This window comes from Cryobacterium sp. TMT4-10 (assembly GCF_004403275.1).
Lineage (GTDB): Bacteria > Actinomycetota > Actinomycetes > Actinomycetales > Microbacteriaceae > Cryobacterium > Cryobacterium shii.
Window position 1 is genome coordinate 54,910 of record NZ_SOGU01000035.1, and the last position, 17,227, is coordinate 72,136.

Consider the following 17,227-nt stretch of genomic DNA (forward strand, 5'->3'; position numbering starts at 1 on the left):
CACAGCGCTGTGCTAAACAGGTCGTGACCCGAAAGGCATCAGATGAACCGGCTCTCCATTGGCGTCATGTCCCGTTCCGGCAAGGTGGACGAACGTCGCCTTCCGCTGCATCCGCTCCACCTCGACCAGATTGATGCCGACGTGCGCGGCCGCATCTATCTGGAGCAGGGCTACGGGGAACAGTTCGGCATGCCCGACGAACGGCTCGCGCCGCTGGTGGGCGGCCTGCTCCCCCGCGAGCAGCTGATCGCGGAGTGTGACGTCATCCTGCTGGCCAAGCCGCTGCTCGCGGATATCGGCCAGCTGCGGGAGGGGCAGATCCTCTGGGGCTGGCCGCACTGCGTGCAGGACCCGGCCCTCACCCAGCTCGCCATCGACAAGAAACTCACCCTGATCGCCTTCGAGGCGATGAACGAGTGGACCGCGGACGGCGACTTCAAACGGCACATCCTGCAGAAGAACAACGAGCTCGCCGGTTACGCCTCGGTGGTGCACGCCCTGTCGCTCGTTGGCTCGACCGGCGTGTACGGCCGCCCGCTGCGCGCGGCCGTGATCGGATCCGGGTCCACCGCCCGCGGAGCCGTGACGGCCCTGGGGGCCCACGGAGTCACCGACGTCAGCCTGGTCACCCCGCGCGCCATCGCGCCGGGGTCGGTGTTCGACGCCGCCCGGATCGTGCCGCTCGTGCGCGAGGATGGCGCCGGCGACTCCGGTGGTGTCGCCGCCGGTTCGGTCGACTCCGTTCTGGTCGAGGGCAAACGGATGCCGCTGCCCGACTTCCTGGCCGGCCACGACGTGATCGTGAACTGCGTGCTGCAGGACCCCAACCAGCCGCTCACCTTCCTGCGGGATGCGGACCTCGCGCTGCTCGCCCCGGGAACCCTCGTCGTCGACGTGTCGTGCGATGCCGGCATGGGGTTCGCCTGGGCCCGGCCGACCACGTTCGCCAACCCGGTCTTCACCGTCGGCGACAACGTCACGTACTACGCGGTCGACCACAGTCCCTCCTATCTGTGGGACTCCGCCACCTGGGAGATCAGTGCGGCACTCCTCCCCTACCTCGAGGACGTGCTGAGGGGCGAGAACGCCTGGGGTGCCGACGAGACCCTGCGCCGGGCGATCGAGATCAGGAACGGGGTCATCCAGAATCCCAGCATCCTGGCCTTCCAGAACCGCTCCGCCGACTACCCGCACCTACCGCTGGCCTGAGCCGGGGGCCTGGTCCGGTCGGGTGACCATGGCCGAAGCCTCCTCCCCAGTGGGCGACGGTGCCAGTTCCCCTCAGGTCCGAAAGCCGCCAGAGTCCCGCTGCGGCGCCGACTACAGTCGAGTCATGATCAGCATCGAAACGTCTTTGATCCGGCTGCCCAGCCCCATTGGGCGGCTGGAACTGACCAGCGACGGTGAGAGCATCCTGTCGCTCTCGATCGAGCGCGACGGGCATCTGCCCCTGGAGGCGTCGGCAGAGGCCCCCTCCCCCCTGCTCGCCCAGGCCGCCCGGGAGCTGACGGAGTACTTCGCCGGAACCCGCACCAGCTTCGACGTGCCCGTCCGGCCGCGGCAGGGCACTGCGTTCCAGAAGGATGTCTGGGCGCGCCTGGCCGCACTGGGCTTCGGCGACGTCACCTCGTACGGAGAAGTGGCGAGGTCGCTGGAAAAGCCGGGCTCAGGCCGGGCCGTCGGCGGCGCCATCGGTGCGAATCCCGTGCCCATCCTGGTCGGTTGTCACCGGGTGTTGGCCGCTGACGGGCGCATCACCGGGTACAGCGGAGGCAGCGGCATCCCCACCAAGGTCTGGCTGCTCGATCACGAAGGCATCGAGCACCGGTCGTGACCGACGCGACCGGTTCGCTCCGGGTGGGCGCGGACGGGCTCGCCCGCTGCGGCTGGGTGGGCGACGACGCCGAATACCGGCGATACCACGATGAAGAGTGGGGACGTCCGCTTCGGGACGACCGGGCGCTGTTCGAGAAGCTGTGCCTCGAGGGCTTCCAGGCGGGCTTGTCGTGGATCACGATCCTGCGGCGACGCCCCGCCTTCCGGGCCGCGTTTCACGGCTTCGAGGTGGACCGGGTCGCCGTCATGGACGAATCAGACGTCGCCCGTCTCGTGGCCGATCCCAGCATCATCCGCCACCGCGGGAAGATCGAGGCGACCATCGGCAACGCCCGGGTCACCCGGGACCTCGGTCACAGCCTGGCCGCGCTGATCTGGAGCTTCGCACCGCCAGGCCGCAGCTCCCGGCTGGTAACGCTCAGCGAGATCCCGGCCATCACCCCGGAATCGACGGCGCTCAGCCGCGAGCTGCGCGCCCGCGGTTACCGGTTCGTCGGCCCCACCACGATGTACGCGCTGATGCAGTCCGCGGGCCTCGTCGACGATCACGTGCAGGGCTGCCACCGCGCCTCCGCCGACTAGAGGACCGGCTGGAGGCGCCGACCAGAGGATCGGCTGGAGGTCCGACCGGAGGTCAGGGCAGCAGGCCGAGAGACAGAACCGCGGCGCGCTCTTCAAGCAGCTCGGCGACCGAGTTGTCGATCCGGGCGCGCGAGAAGGCGTCGATCGAGAGGTTCGGCACGATCTCGTATCGCCCGTCCACGCCGCGCACCGGGAATGAACAGACCAGACCCTCCGGCACGCCGTAGGAGCCGTCCGACACGACGCCCGCGGAGGTCCATCGGTCGCCGGTCCCGTTGACCCAGTCGTAGACGTGGTCGATGGCCGCACTGGCCGCGGACGCCGCGGACGACGCGCCGCGTGCCTGGATGATCTCGTAACCGCGGTTGGCGACCCGGGGAATGAACTCCCCGGTCAGCCACGCCTCGTCCACGAGGCCGGACACCGGGCGCCCGCCCGCGGTCGCGTGGGAGACATCCGGGTACTGGCTGGCGGAGTGGTTCCCCCACACGGTGAGTCCGTCGATCTCGGGAACGGGCACGCCCAGCCGGGCGGCCAACTGGCCGAGCCCGCGGTTGTGGTCCAGCCGGGTCATGGCCGTGAAGCGTTCCGCCGGAATGTCCGGAGCGAAAGCGCTGGCAACGAGGGCATTGGTGTTCACGGGGTTGCCCACGACCAGGACGCGCACATCGGATGCCGCGCCCTCGTTGAGCGCGAGCCCCTGCGGCCCGAAGATGCGACCGTTGCTCTCGAGCAGAGCCACCCGCTCCATGCCGACGGCCCGGGGCCGGGAACCGACCAGCAGCGCGATGCTGACCCCGTCGAAGGCGCGGACCGGGTCTTCCGTGACGGTGACCGACCGCAGCAGCGGGAACGCGCAGTCCTGCAGCTCGAGGGCTGTGCCCTCCGCGGCGGCGCGTCCCCCGGGGATCTCGAGCAGGGTGAGGTTGATCGGTGTGGTCGGGCCGAGCAGGGCGCCTGACGCAATCCGAAAGACCAGGGCGTAGCCGATTTGGCCGCCGGCGCCGGTGACGGTGACGTTCATAGGTGGTGTGGGCACGGTCACAGCCTAGGGCCGGAATGCCCGTCGGTGGGGCCGCTTTCAGACCGTGGCGGCGGCAATCGACTGGTCGACGACCAGGTCGAGTTCCCCGACCGATCCGGGGCGCAGAACAAAGCCCGCCCCGGCCGCCCACCCGAGCAACGCGTCGAGCGTCGTGAAGGACTCGCCGTGCTGCACGAGGGCCCGGGTGAAGCGGCCCTTCGCCTGCTTGTTGAAGTGGTTCAGGGCGCGCGTGCGGCCGTCCGCAGTCTCGGCGAGGACGCGGAGATAGACGGAGCCGGGACGCACCGGCGCGGGCCCGAGCGCGACATAGCCCGCGGAGCGGAAGTCGAGCAGGAGCCCCTCAGACTCGGCCAGCACACGCGCGATTGACTCCGCCCAGTGCTTCTTCAGGGCGATCTCGGGCAGCTTCGAGCTGCACGAGAGGCGGTAGGCCGGAATGAGGTCCAGCGCGCCGACCGGCCCGAACAGTGCGGAGTGCACCAGCACGTGGTGCCGGGCCCAGTCGCGGTCGGCCGGCGACAGGGTGCCGGCGTCGAGGGCGTCGTAAAGCACCCCGGTGTAGCGGTCCAGCACCGGCATGGTCGGTGACGATGACAGCGCCAGATTCCGTCCGACCTCGGCGGACTGGGTGCGGCCCAGCTTCAAGGCCGCCATCATCTCATCCGGATGCCGGGCGAGCGAGCGGAGCGAACGCACAAGTACCCGCCGCTTGGATGCAAGCGACGGGTACTGGAGGGACTGCAGGTCAAGCGGTACTTCGATGCCACCGAGACGTTTTGTCTCGGACGGCGGCAGCAGGATCAGCAAGCGAACTAAACGAGCTCTGCCTTGCGTGCGACGATCGTGACCACGTTGTTGGCGACCGACAGGAAGCCGTCCGCCGCCTCGGCGACGACTTTCTCACCGCCGCTCAGGGTCACCCGAACCTCGCCACTGGCAAGGATCGCCAGCATGGGCTCGTGCCCGGGAAGGATACCGATCTGGCCCTCCACGGTGCGGGCGACCACCATGCTGGCCTCGCCGGACCAGACCTCGTGGTCGGCCGCGACGACACTGACCGTGAGCGGGGTCCCGGCCATGACTAGTCGTTCTCTTTCTGGATCTTCGCCCACTTCTCTTCGACGTCGGCGATGCCACCGACGTTGAAGAAGGCCTGTTCGGCCACGTGGTCGAAGTCGCCGTTGGCGATGGCGGTGAAGGACTCGATGGTGTCCTTGAGCGGCACCGTGGAGCCCTCGACACCCGTGAACTTCTTGGCCATGTAGGTGTTCTGCGACAGGAACTGCTGGATGCGGCGCGCGCGGGAGACGGTGACCTTGTCTTCCTCGGAGAGTTCGTCAACACCCAGGATCGCGATGATCTCCTGGAGTTCCTTGTTCTTCTGCAGGATCGCCTTGACGCGCACGGCCGTGGTGTAGTGGTCGGCGCCCAGGTAGCGGGGGTCGAGGATGCGGCTGGTCGAGGTGAGCGGGTCGACGGCCGGGTAGAGCCCCTTCGACGCGATTTCGCGCGACAGCTCGGTGGTGGCGTCGAGGTGGGCGAAGGTCGTCGCCGGCGCCGGGTCGGTGTAGTCGTCGGCAGGAACGTAGATGGCCTGCAGCGACGTGATCGAGTGGCCACGGGTCGACGTGATGCGCTCCTGGAGGATGCCCATCTCGTCTGCCAGGGTCGGCTGGTAACCTACGGCGCTCGGCATGCGGCCCAGAAGGGTCGACACCTCGGAACCGGCCTGGGTGAAGCGGAAGATGTTGTCAATGAAGAGCAACACGTCCTGCTTGGCCACGTCACGGAAGTACTCCGCCATGGTCAGGGCCGACAGGGCGACGCGCAGACGCGTTCCCGGCGGCTCGTCCATCTGGCCGAATACGAGGGCGGTCTTGTCGAAGACGCCAGCCTCTTCCATCTCGTGGATCAGGTCGTTGCCCTCACGGGTGCGCTCCCCGACACCGGCGAACACGGACACTCCACCGTGGTCCTGCGCGACGCGCTGGATCATTTCCTGGATCAGGACGGTCTTGCCGACGCCGGCTCCACCGAAGAGTCCGATCTTGCCACCGAGAACGTACGGCGTGAGAAGGTCGATGACCTTGATGCCGGTCTCGAACAGCTGGGTCTTGGACTCCAGCTGGTCGAAGGGCGGCGGCTTGCGGTGGATGGGCCAGCGCTCGGTGATTTCGATCTTTTCGCCGGGCTCCGCATTGAGCACCTCGCCAATGGCGTTGAAGACGCGGCCCTTGGTGACGTCGCCGACCGGGACAGTGATGGGGGAACCGGTGTCCCGGACCTCCTGGCCACGGACCAGACCATCGGTCGGGTTGAGCGCGATCGCGCGGATGAGGTCGTCGCCGAGGTGCTGGGCGACCTCGAGCGTGATGACGGTGGTCACATCATCGATGACGATGGTCGTCTTCAGTGCGTTGTACATGCCCGGGATCGAGTCGTGCGGGAACTCGATGTCGACGACCGGGCCCGTGACGCGGGCGATCCGGCCAACGGCGACGGAATCCACCGGTGCGTGGACTGGCGCGGATATGGTGTCAGTCATTGCTCTCTCTTCTCTGGTTTTAGTTCTTGGCGGATGAGAGCGCGTCGGCTCCACCCACGATCTCGGAAATCTGCGAGGTGATCTCGGTCTGCCGGGCGTTGTTGGACAGCCGGGTGAAGTCCTTGATCAACTTGTCCGCGTTGTCGGAGGCCGACTGCATGGCCTTCTGACGCGCGGCGTGCTCGGCTGCAGCGGACTGCAGCATGGAGTTGAAGATGCGGCTCTCGATGTAGACGGGCAGGAGCGAGTCCAGCACCGTTTCAACGTCCGGCTCGAACTCGTAGAGCGGGAGAACCTGGTTTTCACCGGGTTCCTCGACGCCCTCGACGACCTCGAGCGGAAGGAGCCGAACAACCTGGGGAACCTGGGTGACCATGCTCACGAAACGGTTGAACACCACGTGGATCTCGTCCACGCCGCCGTCGTCCGCTTCCCGGAGGAAGGCCTCGAGGAGCGCGTCGCTGATCTCGCGCGCCGTCTCGTAGTCGGGCTGGTCGGTCGAACCTGTCCAGACCTGTTCCGACGGGCGACGACGGAAGCTGAAGTACGCGACCGCCTTGCGTCCGACGAGGAAGTAGACGATGTCCTTGCCCTGGCCACGGAGCAGTTCGCTCAGCGACTCGGCTTCACGCAGCACCTGGGAGCTGAACGCCCCGGCGAGGCCACGGTCGGACGCGAAGATGACGACCGCTGCGCGTTCGATCTTCTCCGGCTCGGTCGTGAGCACGTGAGCGACATTCGAGTACGTCGCGACGGCGGAGACCGCCTGCGTGATCGCGCGGGCGAACGGTGTCGACGCCGCGACGCGGGCCTTGGCCTTCTGAATGCGCGAGGCAGAGATCAACTCCATGGCCCGAGTGATCTTCTTAGTCGTCTGGGCAGACTTGATCTTCTGCCGGTAGACCCGAAGTTGCGCTCCCATGTGTCTCCTGTGCTTCCTTGTCAGTGGGTGGGGTGGTGCGGTGGCCGTGCGAGCCTGGCCGCGCTCCCCCTGGTCCGAACGAGTTTTGTTCGTTCAGACCCGGTGGGGAACGCGACCGGGGCGCTTAGCGTCGGTGCTTGACGATCTTTTCCTGATTCACGTCTTCGACGGCGATGGCCGTGAATTCTTCCTTGCCGACCGAGGCGAGTGGCTTGCCCTCGCCGGTCTGGAAGCCCTGCTTGAACTTGTCGACCTCGAGTTCGAGCGTCGCGACGGTGGCGTCATCGAGGATGTTCGTCTCGCGCAGCGTCTTGAGGACCTCGGTGGTGCGACCCAGGTGGTCGAGCAGCCCGCGCTCGAAACGCAGAACGTCCTCGACCGGAACCTCGTCGAACTTGCCGTTCGTGCCGGCCCAGATCGAGACGACCTGATCTTCGACCGGGTACGGCGAGTACTGGGGCTGCTTGAGCAGTTCGGTCAGACGGGCGCCACGGGCCAGCTGGCGACGGCTGGTCGCGTCGAGGTCGGACGCGAACATCGCGAAGGCCTCGAGCGAGCGGTACTGGGCCAGTTCGAGCTTGAGAGTTCCGGAGACCTTCTTGATCGACTTGACCTGAGCGTCACCGCCGACTCGCGAGACCGAGATGCCCACGTCGACTGCGGGACGCTGGTTGGCGTTGAACAGGTCGGACTGCAGGAAGATCTGGCCGTCGGTGATCGAGATCACGTTGGTCGGGATGTACGCGGAGACGTCGTTGGCCTTGGTCTCGATGATCGGAAGACCGGTCATCGATCCGGCGCCGAGTTCGTCGGAGAGCTTCGCGCAACGCTCGAGCAGACGGGAGTGCAGGTAGAACACGTCGCCCGGGTATGCCTCGCGCCCCGGCGGGCGACGCAGCAGCAGCGAGACCGCACGGTAGGCCTCGGCCTGCTTGGACAGGTCGTCGAAGATGATGAGGACGTGCTTGCCGGCGTACATCCAGTGCTGGCCGATGGCCGAACCGGTGTACGGGGCGAGGTACTTGAAGCCGGCGGGGTCGGAGGCCGGGGACGCGACGATGGTCGTGTACTCCATCACGCCGGCGTCCTCGAGCGCGCCCTTGACGGCGGCGATCGTGGAACCCTTCTGGCCGATGGCGACGTAGATGCAACGAACTTGCTTGTTGACGTCGCCCGAAGCCCAGTTGGCCTTCTGGTTGATGATCGTGTCGATCGCGATGGCCGTTTTGCCGGTCTGGCGGTCACCGATGATCAGCTGACGCTGTCCGCGCCCGATCGGGATCATGGCGTCGATCGCCTTGATGCCGGTCTGCATCGGCTCGTGAACCGACTTGCGGTGCATGACGCCGGGAGCCTGGAGTTCGAGGGCACGACGGCCCTCGGTCTTGATCTCGCCGAGGCCGTCGATGGGAGCACCGAGCGGATCGACGACACGGCCGAGGTAGCCGTCGCCGACGGGTACGGAGAGAACCTCACCAGTGCGGTGCACCTCCATGCCCTCGACGATGCCGGTGAACTCGCCGAGCACGACGACGCCAATCTCGTCTTCGTCGAGGTTCTGGGCCAGGCCCAGGGTGCCGTCAGCGAATTTGATGAGCTCGTTCGCCATCACGCTGGGAAGGCCTTCGACGTGTGCGATCCCGTCGCCGGCCGTGGTGACGTAGCCAACCTCGGTCGTTGCGGTCTTGTTCGGCTCGTAGGACTTGACGAAGTCCTGGAGAGCGTCGCGGATCTCATCGGGGCTGATCGTTAGTTCTGCCATCATCTTCCCTTTTCTGTACCGGATGTACAGGTTCTGTCGTGCACGGGACGCTGCCGTCCCGAGGTGTGTGTGTTACTGGCTGAACGCTCAGCCAGCGAGCTTGCTTCGGAGGTCTTTCAGGCGGGTGGCGATGCTGCCATCGATGACGTCGTCACCGATTTGAACATGGACTCCCCCGACCAGAGCCGGGTTGACGACCTGGTTGAGCGTGAGCCGACGACCGTAACGAGCGGTGAGGCTCGTGCGGAGGCGCTCCACCTGTTCGGGCGCGAGCGTTGCGGCGGACGTGATCGTGGCGATCGAGGCCCCTGACTGGTCGGCGACGACGGATGCCGCGTAGCGCAGCAACTCGCCGATGCGGCGGCCGCGAGGCTGCTGCACGAGGTGCCGCACGATCGACAGCGTCTGTTCGGTGACCTTGCCGCCCAGCAGGGAGTTGACGAGGCCGACTTTGGCGCTCGCCTTTCCCAACTTGCTGGCCAGAGCGAGTTCGAGCTCCGCGTTGGACGAGACGGCGCTGCCGAAGGCGAACAGCTCGGCCTCGACGATCCCGTCGTCGGTCGAGGATGCGATCGAACGCAACCCGAGGTCCTCGACCCCGGCCAGCAGGTCGCTGTGACTCGACCAGCGAGTCGCAGCGACGGACTGGAGAAGCTCCAGTGCCGTGGGGGTCAGGGCCGAGGCGAACACGGCGCGAACGAGCGCCGCCTTCGCCGCGGCATCCGCTGCCGGGTCGACCAGAGCGGACAGGAGCTGCGAGGAGTCACCGATCACGCGACCGGCGTTCAACAGGCTCTCGCCCGTCGCCAGATCGGCCGTGCTGCCCTGGGCAGCCAATGCCGCCCGCGACGAGGCCAAAGCTTCTCTGGTGGCGCTTCCCATTACTTAGCTGCTTTCTCCGAGGCCTCAAGGTCGGCCAGGAAACGGTCGACGATGGCGGTGGCCTTCGCGTCGTCGGTCAGGCTTTCGCCGATGACACCGGATGCGAGGTCGATGGCCAGGGTGCCCACTTCGGAACGAAGGGACACGACTGCCGCCTGACGTTCTGCTTCAATCTGAGCCTTGGCGCTGGTGGTCACGCGAGCGGCTTCGGCCAGGGCCTGTTCCTTGTGCTCGTTGATGATCTTCTGGCCGTCGATGCGAGCGTGCTCGCGAATCTGGCCGGCCTCGGCGCGAGCGTCAGCAAGCTGGGCCGTGTACTGCTCGAGAGCAGCTTCGGCCTTGCGCTGGGCATCGTCCGCTTTCGCGATGTTGCCCTCGATGGCCTCTGCGCGGTCGTCGAGAAGCTTCTGCATCCTCGGAAGCACGAGCTTCCAGAAGAAGAACAGAATGACCACGAAAATGAGCGAGGACCAGACTATGTCGTAGACCGCGGGGAGAAGCGGATTTTCCGCCTTCTCAGCAGCAGCTGCAATCACTGCGTTAAACATCGTGCCTCCTGACTAGAGAGAAAAGAGGACTAAACGAAGATGAAGTAGGTGGCGATACCGATGAAGGCGAGCGCCTCGGTGAAGGCGATGCCGATGTACATCAGGACCTGGAGCTGGCCGGCCAGTTCGGGCTGACGAGCAACACCCTCGATGGTCTTGCCGACGACAATGCCCACGCCGATTGCCGGGCCGATTGCGGCGAGGCCGTAACCGACAGTCGCGATGTTTCCGTTGATTGCCGCGAGAACGGTTGTTGCGTCCAACGTATGGTTCCTTCCGTAGTGACGAATACAGCGAATGCCGGATTCGAGGTTTAGTGCTCCTCAGCCAGCGCGAGCTGGATGTAGACAGCGGTGAGCAGGGCAAAAATGTAGGCCTGGAGCAGCGCGATCAGCACTTCGAAGAGTGTGAACGCGAAGCCGAACACCAGGGTGCCCGCACCGAACAACTTGAACCCGCCGGTGGCGGTGAAGAAGAAGAACTGCGTCGCACTGAAGAACAGCACCAGGAGCAGGTGGCCGACGATCATGTTCATCAGCAGCCGAAGGGTCAGAGTGACCGGGCGGATGAGGAACGTCGAGATGAACTCGATCGGCGTCACGATGATGTAGAGGAACGGCGGAACTCCGGGTGGGAACAGGGCGTTCCGGAAGAAGTTCGCCGGGTTCTTCTTGACGCCGGCGTAGATGAAGGCGCTGTAAGCCACCAGCGCCAGCACCAGCGGAACTCCGATGACGGAGCTTCCGGCGATGTTGAGGAACGGGATCGGGCCGGTGATGTTGAGGAACAGGACCATGAAGAAAATGGTCGTGATCAACGGCAGGAAACGCTTACCGTCCTTCTTGCCGAGGATGTCTTCGGCGATGTTGACCCGGGCGAAGTCCAGGCCCATCTCGACGACGCTCTGCATGCGGGTCGGAATGACCTTCATGCGGCGCGTGCCGATCCAGAAAATTAGCAGCAGCGCGGCGACTGCCAGGAAGCGGATGAGCATGATGCGATTTATTTCGAATGGCGTCCCGGCGAAGAAGATCGCTTCGGGGAAGAATTCACCAATCGTCGGACCGTGGAAGCCACCCTCATCGGTGGCAAACGGAATCATCAGGTTTACGGCGGTTTCTAGCAGCGCTTTCTCCTGTTTCGGGGCAAGAAGCTCTGCTCTCGCGATGACGAATGTGTGGCCGGATTGTTCTGCAAGAAGGCAGAAACAACACGGGACGAATCGGTCATTACCCTAGCAAGAAAAGGCCGGGAGACCGAATCGAGAGCCCGCGCTCAGTCGTCGTGTGCCGCCGTCGGCAGGGTGATGTCGCTGGCGTACGTCATTCGGCTCTTCATCAGCACGAAAACATCGACCAGGAGCGAACCGACGACTCCGGCGATGATGCTGAGGAACAGCACGACCGGCTGGATCCAGGGCTGGTCTTTGAGCAGCACCATCAGCACCAGGAAGACGACGAACTTGACCAGCCAGCCTCCCATCACGATTCCGAAGAACGCGCCGATGGCCGCGGCGGTGCCGGCGAAACGATTGGCGACCAGGATGCTGCCGGCCGTGATCCCCATGAAGACCACCGACAGCAGGGTTCCGATCAGGGCGCTCACGACGCCCTCGGCCCCCGCGGCCAGACCGCCGACCACGGCCCCGACGACGGCGATGCCGGCGGCGAGGACGCTGCCGTAGACGAGGATGCGGCGGAACACTGGAATCGAAGTGGGCTGGGCCGGACGGGGTGCCATGGTGCTCATACGTTCTCCTCGGCCGTCGTCGCCGCCTCATCGAGAGGGTCGAATCGGGCGGTCTCGACTGGTTGGGTGGCCGGGCTCGCAAGCTGACTGGCGGCCTCCACGGCCTTGCGCCGGCTGAGCGGAGCCAGCGTGACAAGGGTGCAGACCAGCAGTGCGAAGATCAGGAAGATCGTGGCGTACCAGGTGGGCAGGCCGAAGTACACGGGCAGTACGAAGTAGAGCAGGCAGCCGACGGATGCGGCCGCCGTCCAGCCGTAGAAGATGAGCACGGCATGCAGGTGGGAATGCCCCATGTCGAGGAGCCGGTGGTGGAGGTGTTTGCGGTCGGCACTGAAGGGCGATTTCCCGGCCCGAACCCGCCGGAACACGGCCAGGCCGAAGTCGAGCAGCGGGATGATCAGGATCGCGACCGGCAGGATGATCGGGATGAAGGCGGGGAACAGCTGGGACCGGTTGACTGCGGTGGGGTCGACCTGACCGGTGATCGCGATCGCGGAGGTGGCCATCAGCAGGCCCACCAGCAGCGCGCCGGCGTCGCCCATGAATAGTTTCGCCGGACGCCAGTTGAGCGGCAGGAACCCGACGCAGGCCCCCACCAGGATAGCGGCGATCAGGGAGGCCAGGTTGAAGTAGTTGCTCGGAGACGTGTCCCGCACGAGCAGGTAGCTGTAGACGAAGAACACGCCGTTCGCGATCAGGGCGACCCCCGCGACCAGGCCGTCGAGCCCGTCGATGAAGTTGATCATGTTCATCACGATCACAATCACGATCACGGTGATCAGGATGGACATCCAGGACGACCCGACGGTCAGCCCGCCGATCGGCAGCGACAGGACCTGCACGCCCTGCCAGGCGACGAGCCCGGCCGCGATGAACTGGCCGGCCAGCTTGGTCATCCAGTCGAGGTCCCAGAGGTCATCGGCCACGCCGAGCAGGACGATCAGCAGGGCGGCTCCGAGGATGGCGAGGATCTGCTGCGGGTCGCTGAAAATGAGCCGGAGCGGGGCGAATGCGGCGGCGATCAGGTAGGACACCCCGAAGGCGCCGACGATGCCGAGGAAGATGGCGATGCCGCCGAGGCGGGGCGTGGGCCGGGTGTGCACATCGCGTTCGCGGATCTTCGGGTACAGCTTGTAGCGGTGGCTCAGTTTGAGCACGAGGATCGAGAACCCGAAGGTGATCAAGGCCGAGACGAGGGCCAGCAGAACGAAGACGGTCATCGATTAGCCCGCGTCTGCGGCCGGGTCGGGTGCGGTGTCGCCGGCGGGCGCCGTGGACGCTTCGGCGGCGGGCTCGGCGGCGGGCTCCGAAGCAGCGGCGGGGGGCGCGAACCCGACCGGGGCAAGGGCGTCCCCGATCACGGCTTCGATCGCCGCCCGCGAGATCACGCCGTTGCGCACGATGACCACCTTGCCTCCGTTGGAGCCGTAGCAGGTGGCATCCACGATTGTCGACGAGGTGTCTCCGGCGCGGTCGCCGATCGGCTCGTAGTCGAGGCCCGCGACTCCCCCGTCGAGATAGACGGCGACATTGATGCCGAGCATGTCTTCGGCGCCGATCGCGTCGATGGCGGCGGGAAGGCCGCTCATGTTGGCGGATGACACGGCCAGGGGTCCCGTCTCGGCCAGGAGGTCGAGGGCGACCCGGTTGCTCGGCATCCGCAGTGCAACCGTGCCGCGAGTCTCGCCCAGGTCCCAGACCAGAGACGGCTGGGCGGTGAGCACGACGGTCAGGCCGCCGGGCCAGAACGCGGCGACGAGCTCACGTACGGGCGGAGGGACGTCCTGCGCGAGGGCGTCGAGGGTGGGGATGCCGGGGATGAGCACGGGCGGCGGCGAGGTGCGGTCCCGCCCTTTGGCGTCGAGGAGCCGTTGCACGGCCTCCGGGCTGAAGGCGTCGGCGGCGAGCCCGTAGACGGTGTCGGTGGGGATGACGACGAGCGCACCACGGCCGATGGCCGATCGTGCGAGTCTCATGCCGGCTGCGTATTCCGAGTCAACCGAGCAGTCATAGATGCGTGTCATTTCGACCGATTCTAGTGCAGCCACCTCCCGGGAGGCTGGCAGCCCGCCTCGTCGACCTCAGGGTCGCAGGGCGGTGGTCGCGCGGTCGCGGGTGGTGTAGTCGCGGTGGGTGGCGGGGGCACGCCAGCCGTCGGCGGCCAGGAGGGCCCGGATTTCGGCGCCCTGCAACTCGCCGTGCTCGATCACCAGCACCCCGCCCGGGCGCAGCAGGCGCAGGGCCGTGCGGGACACGTGTCGCACGACGTCGAGGCCGTCCCGGCCGCCGAACAGCGCGCGGGCCGGGTCGAAGAGGCGCACCTCCGGGTCGCGCGGGATGGCGTCCGCGGGGATGTACGGCGGGTTCGAGATGACCACGGCGACGGTTCCGTCGAGTTCGGCCAGCGCGTCGGTCAGGTCGCCGAACACGAGGGTGGCGTTGTCGGCACCGACCTCGGTGAAGTTGCGGGTGGTCCACGGGAACGCATCCGGAGAGTTCTCCACCGCCCAGACGCGGGCGTGGGGCACCTCGACCGCCATGGCCAGCGCGATCGCGCCGCTGCCGGTGCCCAGGTCCACGCCGATCGGTTCCGGGTCGGGCAGGGAACGGAGGGCGTCGATGGCGAATTGCGCCACCTGTTCGGTCTCGGGCCGAGGCACGAACACTCCGGGTCCCACGTTCAGTTCGAGGGAGCGGAACGGGGCACGGCCGGTGATGTGCTGCAACGGCTCGCGCAGAGAGCGGCGGTGAACGAGTTCCAGGATGGCCGCGGCATCCGTCTCGCTGAGGCTGGTGCGCAGGATGCCGGCGGCCTGCACCTGCCCCCGGCTCTGGGAGAGGACGTGGCCGATCAGTAGATCGGCGTCCACCTCGGCGTCGGAAATCCCGGCCGCGGAGAGTGAACGGATGGCCAGGTCGCGCATTTCGTCGACGGCGGCGGGAATGGAATGGTCGCTTGGCGGAGTTGTCACTCTTTGGAATGTAATGCACTCGCTCGCCCAATGCCGTGGCCCTAGGCTGGGCGAGGTCCTGAAAACCGATCGAAAGGCGCTCACCGATGCCCGCAAAGATTCACTCCGATATCACCGCTGCCGTCGGCGGGACCCCTCTGGTCAGACTGAACCGGCTCACCGCCGGCCTGGACGCGACCGTGCTGGTGAAGCTGGAGTTCTACAACCCCTCGGGCAGTGTGAAGGACCGGATCGGCATCGCGATCGTCGACGCCGCCGAGGCGTCGGGCGAACTGGCCCCGGGCGGCACCATCGTCGAGGGTACCAGCGGCAACACCGGCATCGCCCTGGCCATGGTGGGGGCGGCCCGCGGTTACCGGGTGATCCTGGCGATGCCGGAGACCATGAGCAAGGAGCGCCGCGTGCTGCTTCGTGCCTACGGCGCGGAAATCGTGCTCACGCCCGGTGGAGAAGGCATGCGCGGCGCCGTCACGAAGGCGGAAGAGATCGCCGCCGGCACGCCGGGGGCGATCCTCGCCCGTCAGTTCGACAACCCCGCCAACCCGGCCATCCACCGCGCGACCACGGGCGTGGAGATTTGGGACGACACCGAAGGCGCCGTGGACATCCTGGTGGCGGGCATCGGCACCGGCGGCACCATCACGGGCACCGGTCAGCTGCTCAAGGAGCGCAAACCCTCCGTTCGGGTCGTCGGGGTCGAACCGATCGACTCCCCCATCCTCACCGGCGGCAAGCCGGGGCCGCACAAGATCCAGGGCATCGGTGCCAACTTCGTGCCGAAGGTCCTCGACACCACCGTGTACGACGAGGTGACCGACGTCACCCTGGCCGACTCGCTGGCCACGGCGCGTGCCCTCGCGACCGACGAAGGCATCCTCTCCGGCATCTCCGGCGGGTCCGCGGTCTGGGCGGCCCTCGAGCAGGCCAAGCGGCCCGAGAACTCTGGCAAGACCATCGTGGCAATCCTGCCGAGCTTCGGCGAGCGGTATATCTCGACCGTTCTCTACGAAGACCTGCTGGACTAGGCGAGAAGAGGGCGGCGGAAGCAGCCGATGGGAGTCTTGTCGAGCATCCGGGAAGACGTGCTGATGGCGCGCGCCCACGACCCCGCGGCCCGCAGCAACATCGAGGTGTTCCTCGCGTACAGCGGCCTGCACGCGGTCTGGTCCTATCGGGTCGCGCACCGGCTCTGGACGGCCGGGCTGTGGCTGCCGGCCCGGCTGCTGTCCCAGTTCACCCGGTTCCTGACCGGGATCGAAATCCACCCGGGCGCCCGGATCGGGCGACGGCTGTTCATCGACCACGGCATGGGAGTGGTGATCGGTGAAACGTCGGAGATCGGCGACGACGTCATGCTTTACCACGGCGTCACGCTCGGTGGAAAATCCCGTCACGGGGTGGCCCGTGGCGAGAAGCGGCATCCGACCCTGCACGACGGCGTGACGGTCGGCGCCGGGGCCAAGATCCTCGGCCCGATCACGCTCGGCGCCTGGAGCACCGTCGGCGCCAACGCTGTGGTGACGCGGGATGCCCCGGCGAAGTCCGTGCTCCTCGGAATTCCGGCGACCGTGCAGCCGGCCAGGCCCGACACGATCGAGAGCGCGAGGGGACTGCCGCTCACCGACGACTGACGCTGCCGCTAGGGCTGCAGCCGCTCCAGGGTCCAGCCGCCCGCGGCGGCGGCCGTGAAGCGCAGGCGGTCGTGCAGCCGCGACGTTCGCCCCTGCCAGAACTCGATCGCGTGCGGCGTCACCCGGTAGCCGCCCCAGTCGTCCGGCCGGGGAATGTCCGTGTCGCCCGGGTAGCGCGCTTCCACCCGGCGCACCTGTTCCTCGAGCAGGGCACGGCTCGCGATCGGCTGCGACTGGTCGCTGGCCACAGCGGCAATGCGGGCGGCCCGCGGTCGGCGCGCGAAGTAGGCGTCGCTGGTGGCGGCATCCGTGGGGTGGGCCGTGCCGTAGACGATCACCTGGCGCTGCATCGCGAACCAGGGGAACAACAGCGAGACGCCCGGATTGGCGGCCAGCGCCCGGCCCTTGTGGGAACCGTAGTTGCTGACGAATTCGAATCCGCTCCCGTCGAGGCCCTTGAGCAGCACCGTGCGACTGCTCGGCCGGCCGTCCGGGTCGACGGTGCCGACCACCATGGCGTTCGGCTCGTAGAGCCCCGCCTGCTCGGCGGCCGCCAGCCACGCGGCGAACTCGATCATCGGGTCGGGGTCGACCCCGGACTTGTTCAGGCCCACCGCGCCGTAGTCGGTGTGACTCGTCAGGGATTCCATCGGCATCCTCGCCCTCGGTTTGGGCCGGCAGAATGCGAAAGCTCCCCGGCCTGCCCCTCCAGCCTAGGAGGGACGGGGCCACAGAAAGCCTCTGATCTCGTGC

The 17,227-nt window shown here is 66.9% G+C and carries 20 protein-coding genes; 5 read left to right on the forward strand and 15 right to left on the reverse strand.

Annotated elements, in window-relative coordinates:
- The first annotated feature begins 42 nt into the window (after window positions 1-42).
- The 3 genes from E3T42_RS05185 to E3T42_RS05195 all read left to right on the forward strand — a co-directional run bounded on the left by E3T42_RS05185 (window position 43) and on the right by E3T42_RS05195 (window position 2,418).
- Window positions 43-1,209 carry a N(5)-(carboxyethyl)ornithine synthase gene (locus E3T42_RS05185; RefSeq protein WP_134367685.1) on the forward strand — a complete coding sequence of 389 codons (1,167 nt, stop codon included), beginning with the start codon at window positions 43-45 and terminating at the stop codon, window positions 1,207-1,209.
- Window positions 1,210-1,333: 124 nt separating this feature from the next.
- Window positions 1,334-1,834 carry a methylated-DNA--[protein]-cysteine S-methyltransferase gene (locus tag E3T42_RS05190; RefSeq protein WP_134367683.1) on the forward strand — a complete coding sequence of 167 codons (501 nt, stop codon included), beginning with the start codon at window positions 1,334-1,336 and terminating at the stop codon, window positions 1,832-1,834.
- Window positions 1,831-2,418 (forward strand): DNA-3-methyladenine glycosylase I, encoded by a 588-nt coding sequence (locus E3T42_RS05195; protein WP_134367681.1) that lies wholly within the window; start codon window positions 1,831-1,833, stop codon window positions 2,416-2,418. The genes E3T42_RS05190 and E3T42_RS05195 overlap by 4 nt, the downstream gene beginning before the upstream one ends.
- A 52-nt stretch (window positions 2,419-2,470) precedes the next feature.
- On the opposite strand, the gene E3T42_RS05200 is transcribed toward E3T42_RS05195, so the two are convergent.
- The 14 genes from E3T42_RS05200 to prmC form a co-directional block, all read right to left on the reverse strand.
- Complete coding sequence (locus E3T42_RS05200) at window positions 2,471-3,442, reverse strand: malate dehydrogenase (RefSeq protein WP_241975861.1); 972 nt, start codon at window positions 3,440-3,442, stop codon at window positions 2,471-2,473.
- A 57-nt stretch (window positions 3,443-3,499) separates the two neighbouring features.
- Window positions 3,500-4,270 carry a YaaA family protein gene (locus E3T42_RS05205; RefSeq protein ID WP_134367677.1) on the reverse strand — a complete coding sequence of 257 codons (771 nt, stop codon included), beginning with the start codon at window positions 4,268-4,270 and terminating at the stop codon, window positions 3,500-3,502.
- Between the two features lie 5 nt (window positions 4,271-4,275).
- Window positions 4,276-4,542 carry a F0F1 ATP synthase subunit epsilon gene (locus tag E3T42_RS05210; RefSeq protein WP_134367675.1) on the reverse strand — a complete coding sequence of 89 codons (267 nt, stop codon included), beginning with the start codon at window positions 4,540-4,542 and terminating at the stop codon, window positions 4,276-4,278.
- 2 nt (window positions 4,543-4,544) lie between these two features.
- Window positions 4,545-6,008, reverse strand: a complete 1,464-nt coding sequence (gene atpD, locus E3T42_RS05215) for a F0F1 ATP synthase subunit beta (protein WP_134367673.1) — start codon at window positions 6,006-6,008, stop codon at window positions 4,545-4,547.
- Between the two features lie 19 nt (window positions 6,009-6,027).
- The gene (locus E3T42_RS05220; protein WP_134367671.1) at window positions 6,028-6,930 is read right to left on the reverse strand and encodes a F0F1 ATP synthase subunit gamma; all 903 of its coding nucleotides are present in this window, start codon (window positions 6,928-6,930) and stop codon (window positions 6,028-6,030) included.
- Window positions 6,931-7,054: 124 nt separating this feature from the next.
- Window positions 7,055-8,692, reverse strand: coding sequence for a F0F1 ATP synthase subunit alpha (atpA, locus tag E3T42_RS05225; protein WP_134367763.1), 1,638 nt, complete (start codon window positions 8,690-8,692; stop codon window positions 7,055-7,057).
- Window positions 8,693-8,779: 87 nt separating this feature from the next.
- Window positions 8,780-9,574, reverse strand: a complete 795-nt coding sequence (locus tag E3T42_RS05230) for a F0F1 ATP synthase subunit delta (protein WP_134367669.1) — start codon at window positions 9,572-9,574, stop codon at window positions 8,780-8,782.
- Window positions 9,574-10,122 carry a F0F1 ATP synthase subunit B gene (locus E3T42_RS05235; RefSeq protein WP_134367667.1) on the reverse strand — a complete coding sequence of 183 codons (549 nt, stop codon included), beginning with the start codon at window positions 10,120-10,122 and terminating at the stop codon, window positions 9,574-9,576. Before E3T42_RS05235 ends, E3T42_RS05230 begins: the two co-directional genes overlap by 1 nt.
- A gap of 29 nt (window positions 10,123-10,151) precedes the next feature.
- Window positions 10,152-10,385, reverse strand: coding sequence for an ATP synthase F0 subunit C (atpE, locus tag E3T42_RS05240; RefSeq protein WP_134367665.1), 234 nt, complete (start codon window positions 10,383-10,385; stop codon window positions 10,152-10,154).
- A gap of 50 nt (window positions 10,386-10,435) precedes the next feature.
- Entirely contained in the window at window positions 10,436-11,224 is a 789-nt protein-coding gene (atpB, locus tag E3T42_RS05245; protein WP_134367663.1) for a F0F1 ATP synthase subunit A, read from the reverse strand.
- 173 nt (window positions 11,225-11,397) lie between these two features.
- Window positions 11,398-11,871 carry a hypothetical protein gene (locus tag E3T42_RS05250; RefSeq protein WP_134367661.1) on the reverse strand — a complete coding sequence of 158 codons (474 nt, stop codon included), beginning with the start codon at window positions 11,869-11,871 and terminating at the stop codon, window positions 11,398-11,400.
- Window positions 11,868-13,091 (reverse strand): MraY family glycosyltransferase, encoded by a 1,224-nt coding sequence (locus E3T42_RS05255; protein ID WP_134367659.1) that lies wholly within the window; start codon window positions 13,089-13,091, stop codon window positions 11,868-11,870. The genes E3T42_RS05250 and E3T42_RS05255 overlap by 4 nt, the downstream gene beginning before the upstream one ends.
- 3 nt (window positions 13,092-13,094) lie before the next feature.
- Window positions 13,095-13,895 carry an L-threonylcarbamoyladenylate synthase gene (locus tag E3T42_RS05260; RefSeq protein ID WP_134402604.1) on the reverse strand — a complete coding sequence of 267 codons (801 nt, stop codon included), beginning with the start codon at window positions 13,893-13,895 and terminating at the stop codon, window positions 13,095-13,097.
- A 57-nt stretch (window positions 13,896-13,952) separates the two neighbouring features.
- The gene (gene prmC, locus E3T42_RS05265; protein WP_134367761.1) at window positions 13,953-14,795 is read right to left on the reverse strand and encodes a peptide chain release factor N(5)-glutamine methyltransferase; all 843 of its coding nucleotides are present in this window, start codon (window positions 14,793-14,795) and stop codon (window positions 13,953-13,955) included.
- A 134-nt stretch (window positions 14,796-14,929) separates the two neighbouring features.
- On the opposite strand from prmC, the gene cysK reads away from it, so the two are divergent.
- Together cysK and epsC are read left to right on the forward strand one after the other, a co-directional pair.
- The gene (gene cysK / locus E3T42_RS05270) at window positions 14,930-15,868 is read left to right on the forward strand and encodes a cysteine synthase A (protein ID WP_134367655.1); all 939 of its coding nucleotides are present in this window, start codon (window positions 14,930-14,932) and stop codon (window positions 15,866-15,868) included.
- A gap of 27 nt (window positions 15,869-15,895) precedes the next feature.
- Window positions 15,896-16,474, forward strand: a complete 579-nt coding sequence (epsC, locus tag E3T42_RS05275) for a serine O-acetyltransferase EpsC (RefSeq protein WP_134367653.1) — start codon at window positions 15,896-15,898, stop codon at window positions 16,472-16,474.
- 8 nt (window positions 16,475-16,482) lie between these two features.
- On the opposite strand, the gene pdxH is transcribed toward epsC, so the two are convergent.
- Window positions 16,483-17,124, reverse strand: coding sequence for a pyridoxamine 5'-phosphate oxidase (gene pdxH / locus E3T42_RS05280; RefSeq protein ID WP_134367651.1), 642 nt, complete (start codon window positions 17,122-17,124; stop codon window positions 16,483-16,485).
- Between the last annotated feature and the right edge of the window lie 103 nt (window positions 17,125-17,227).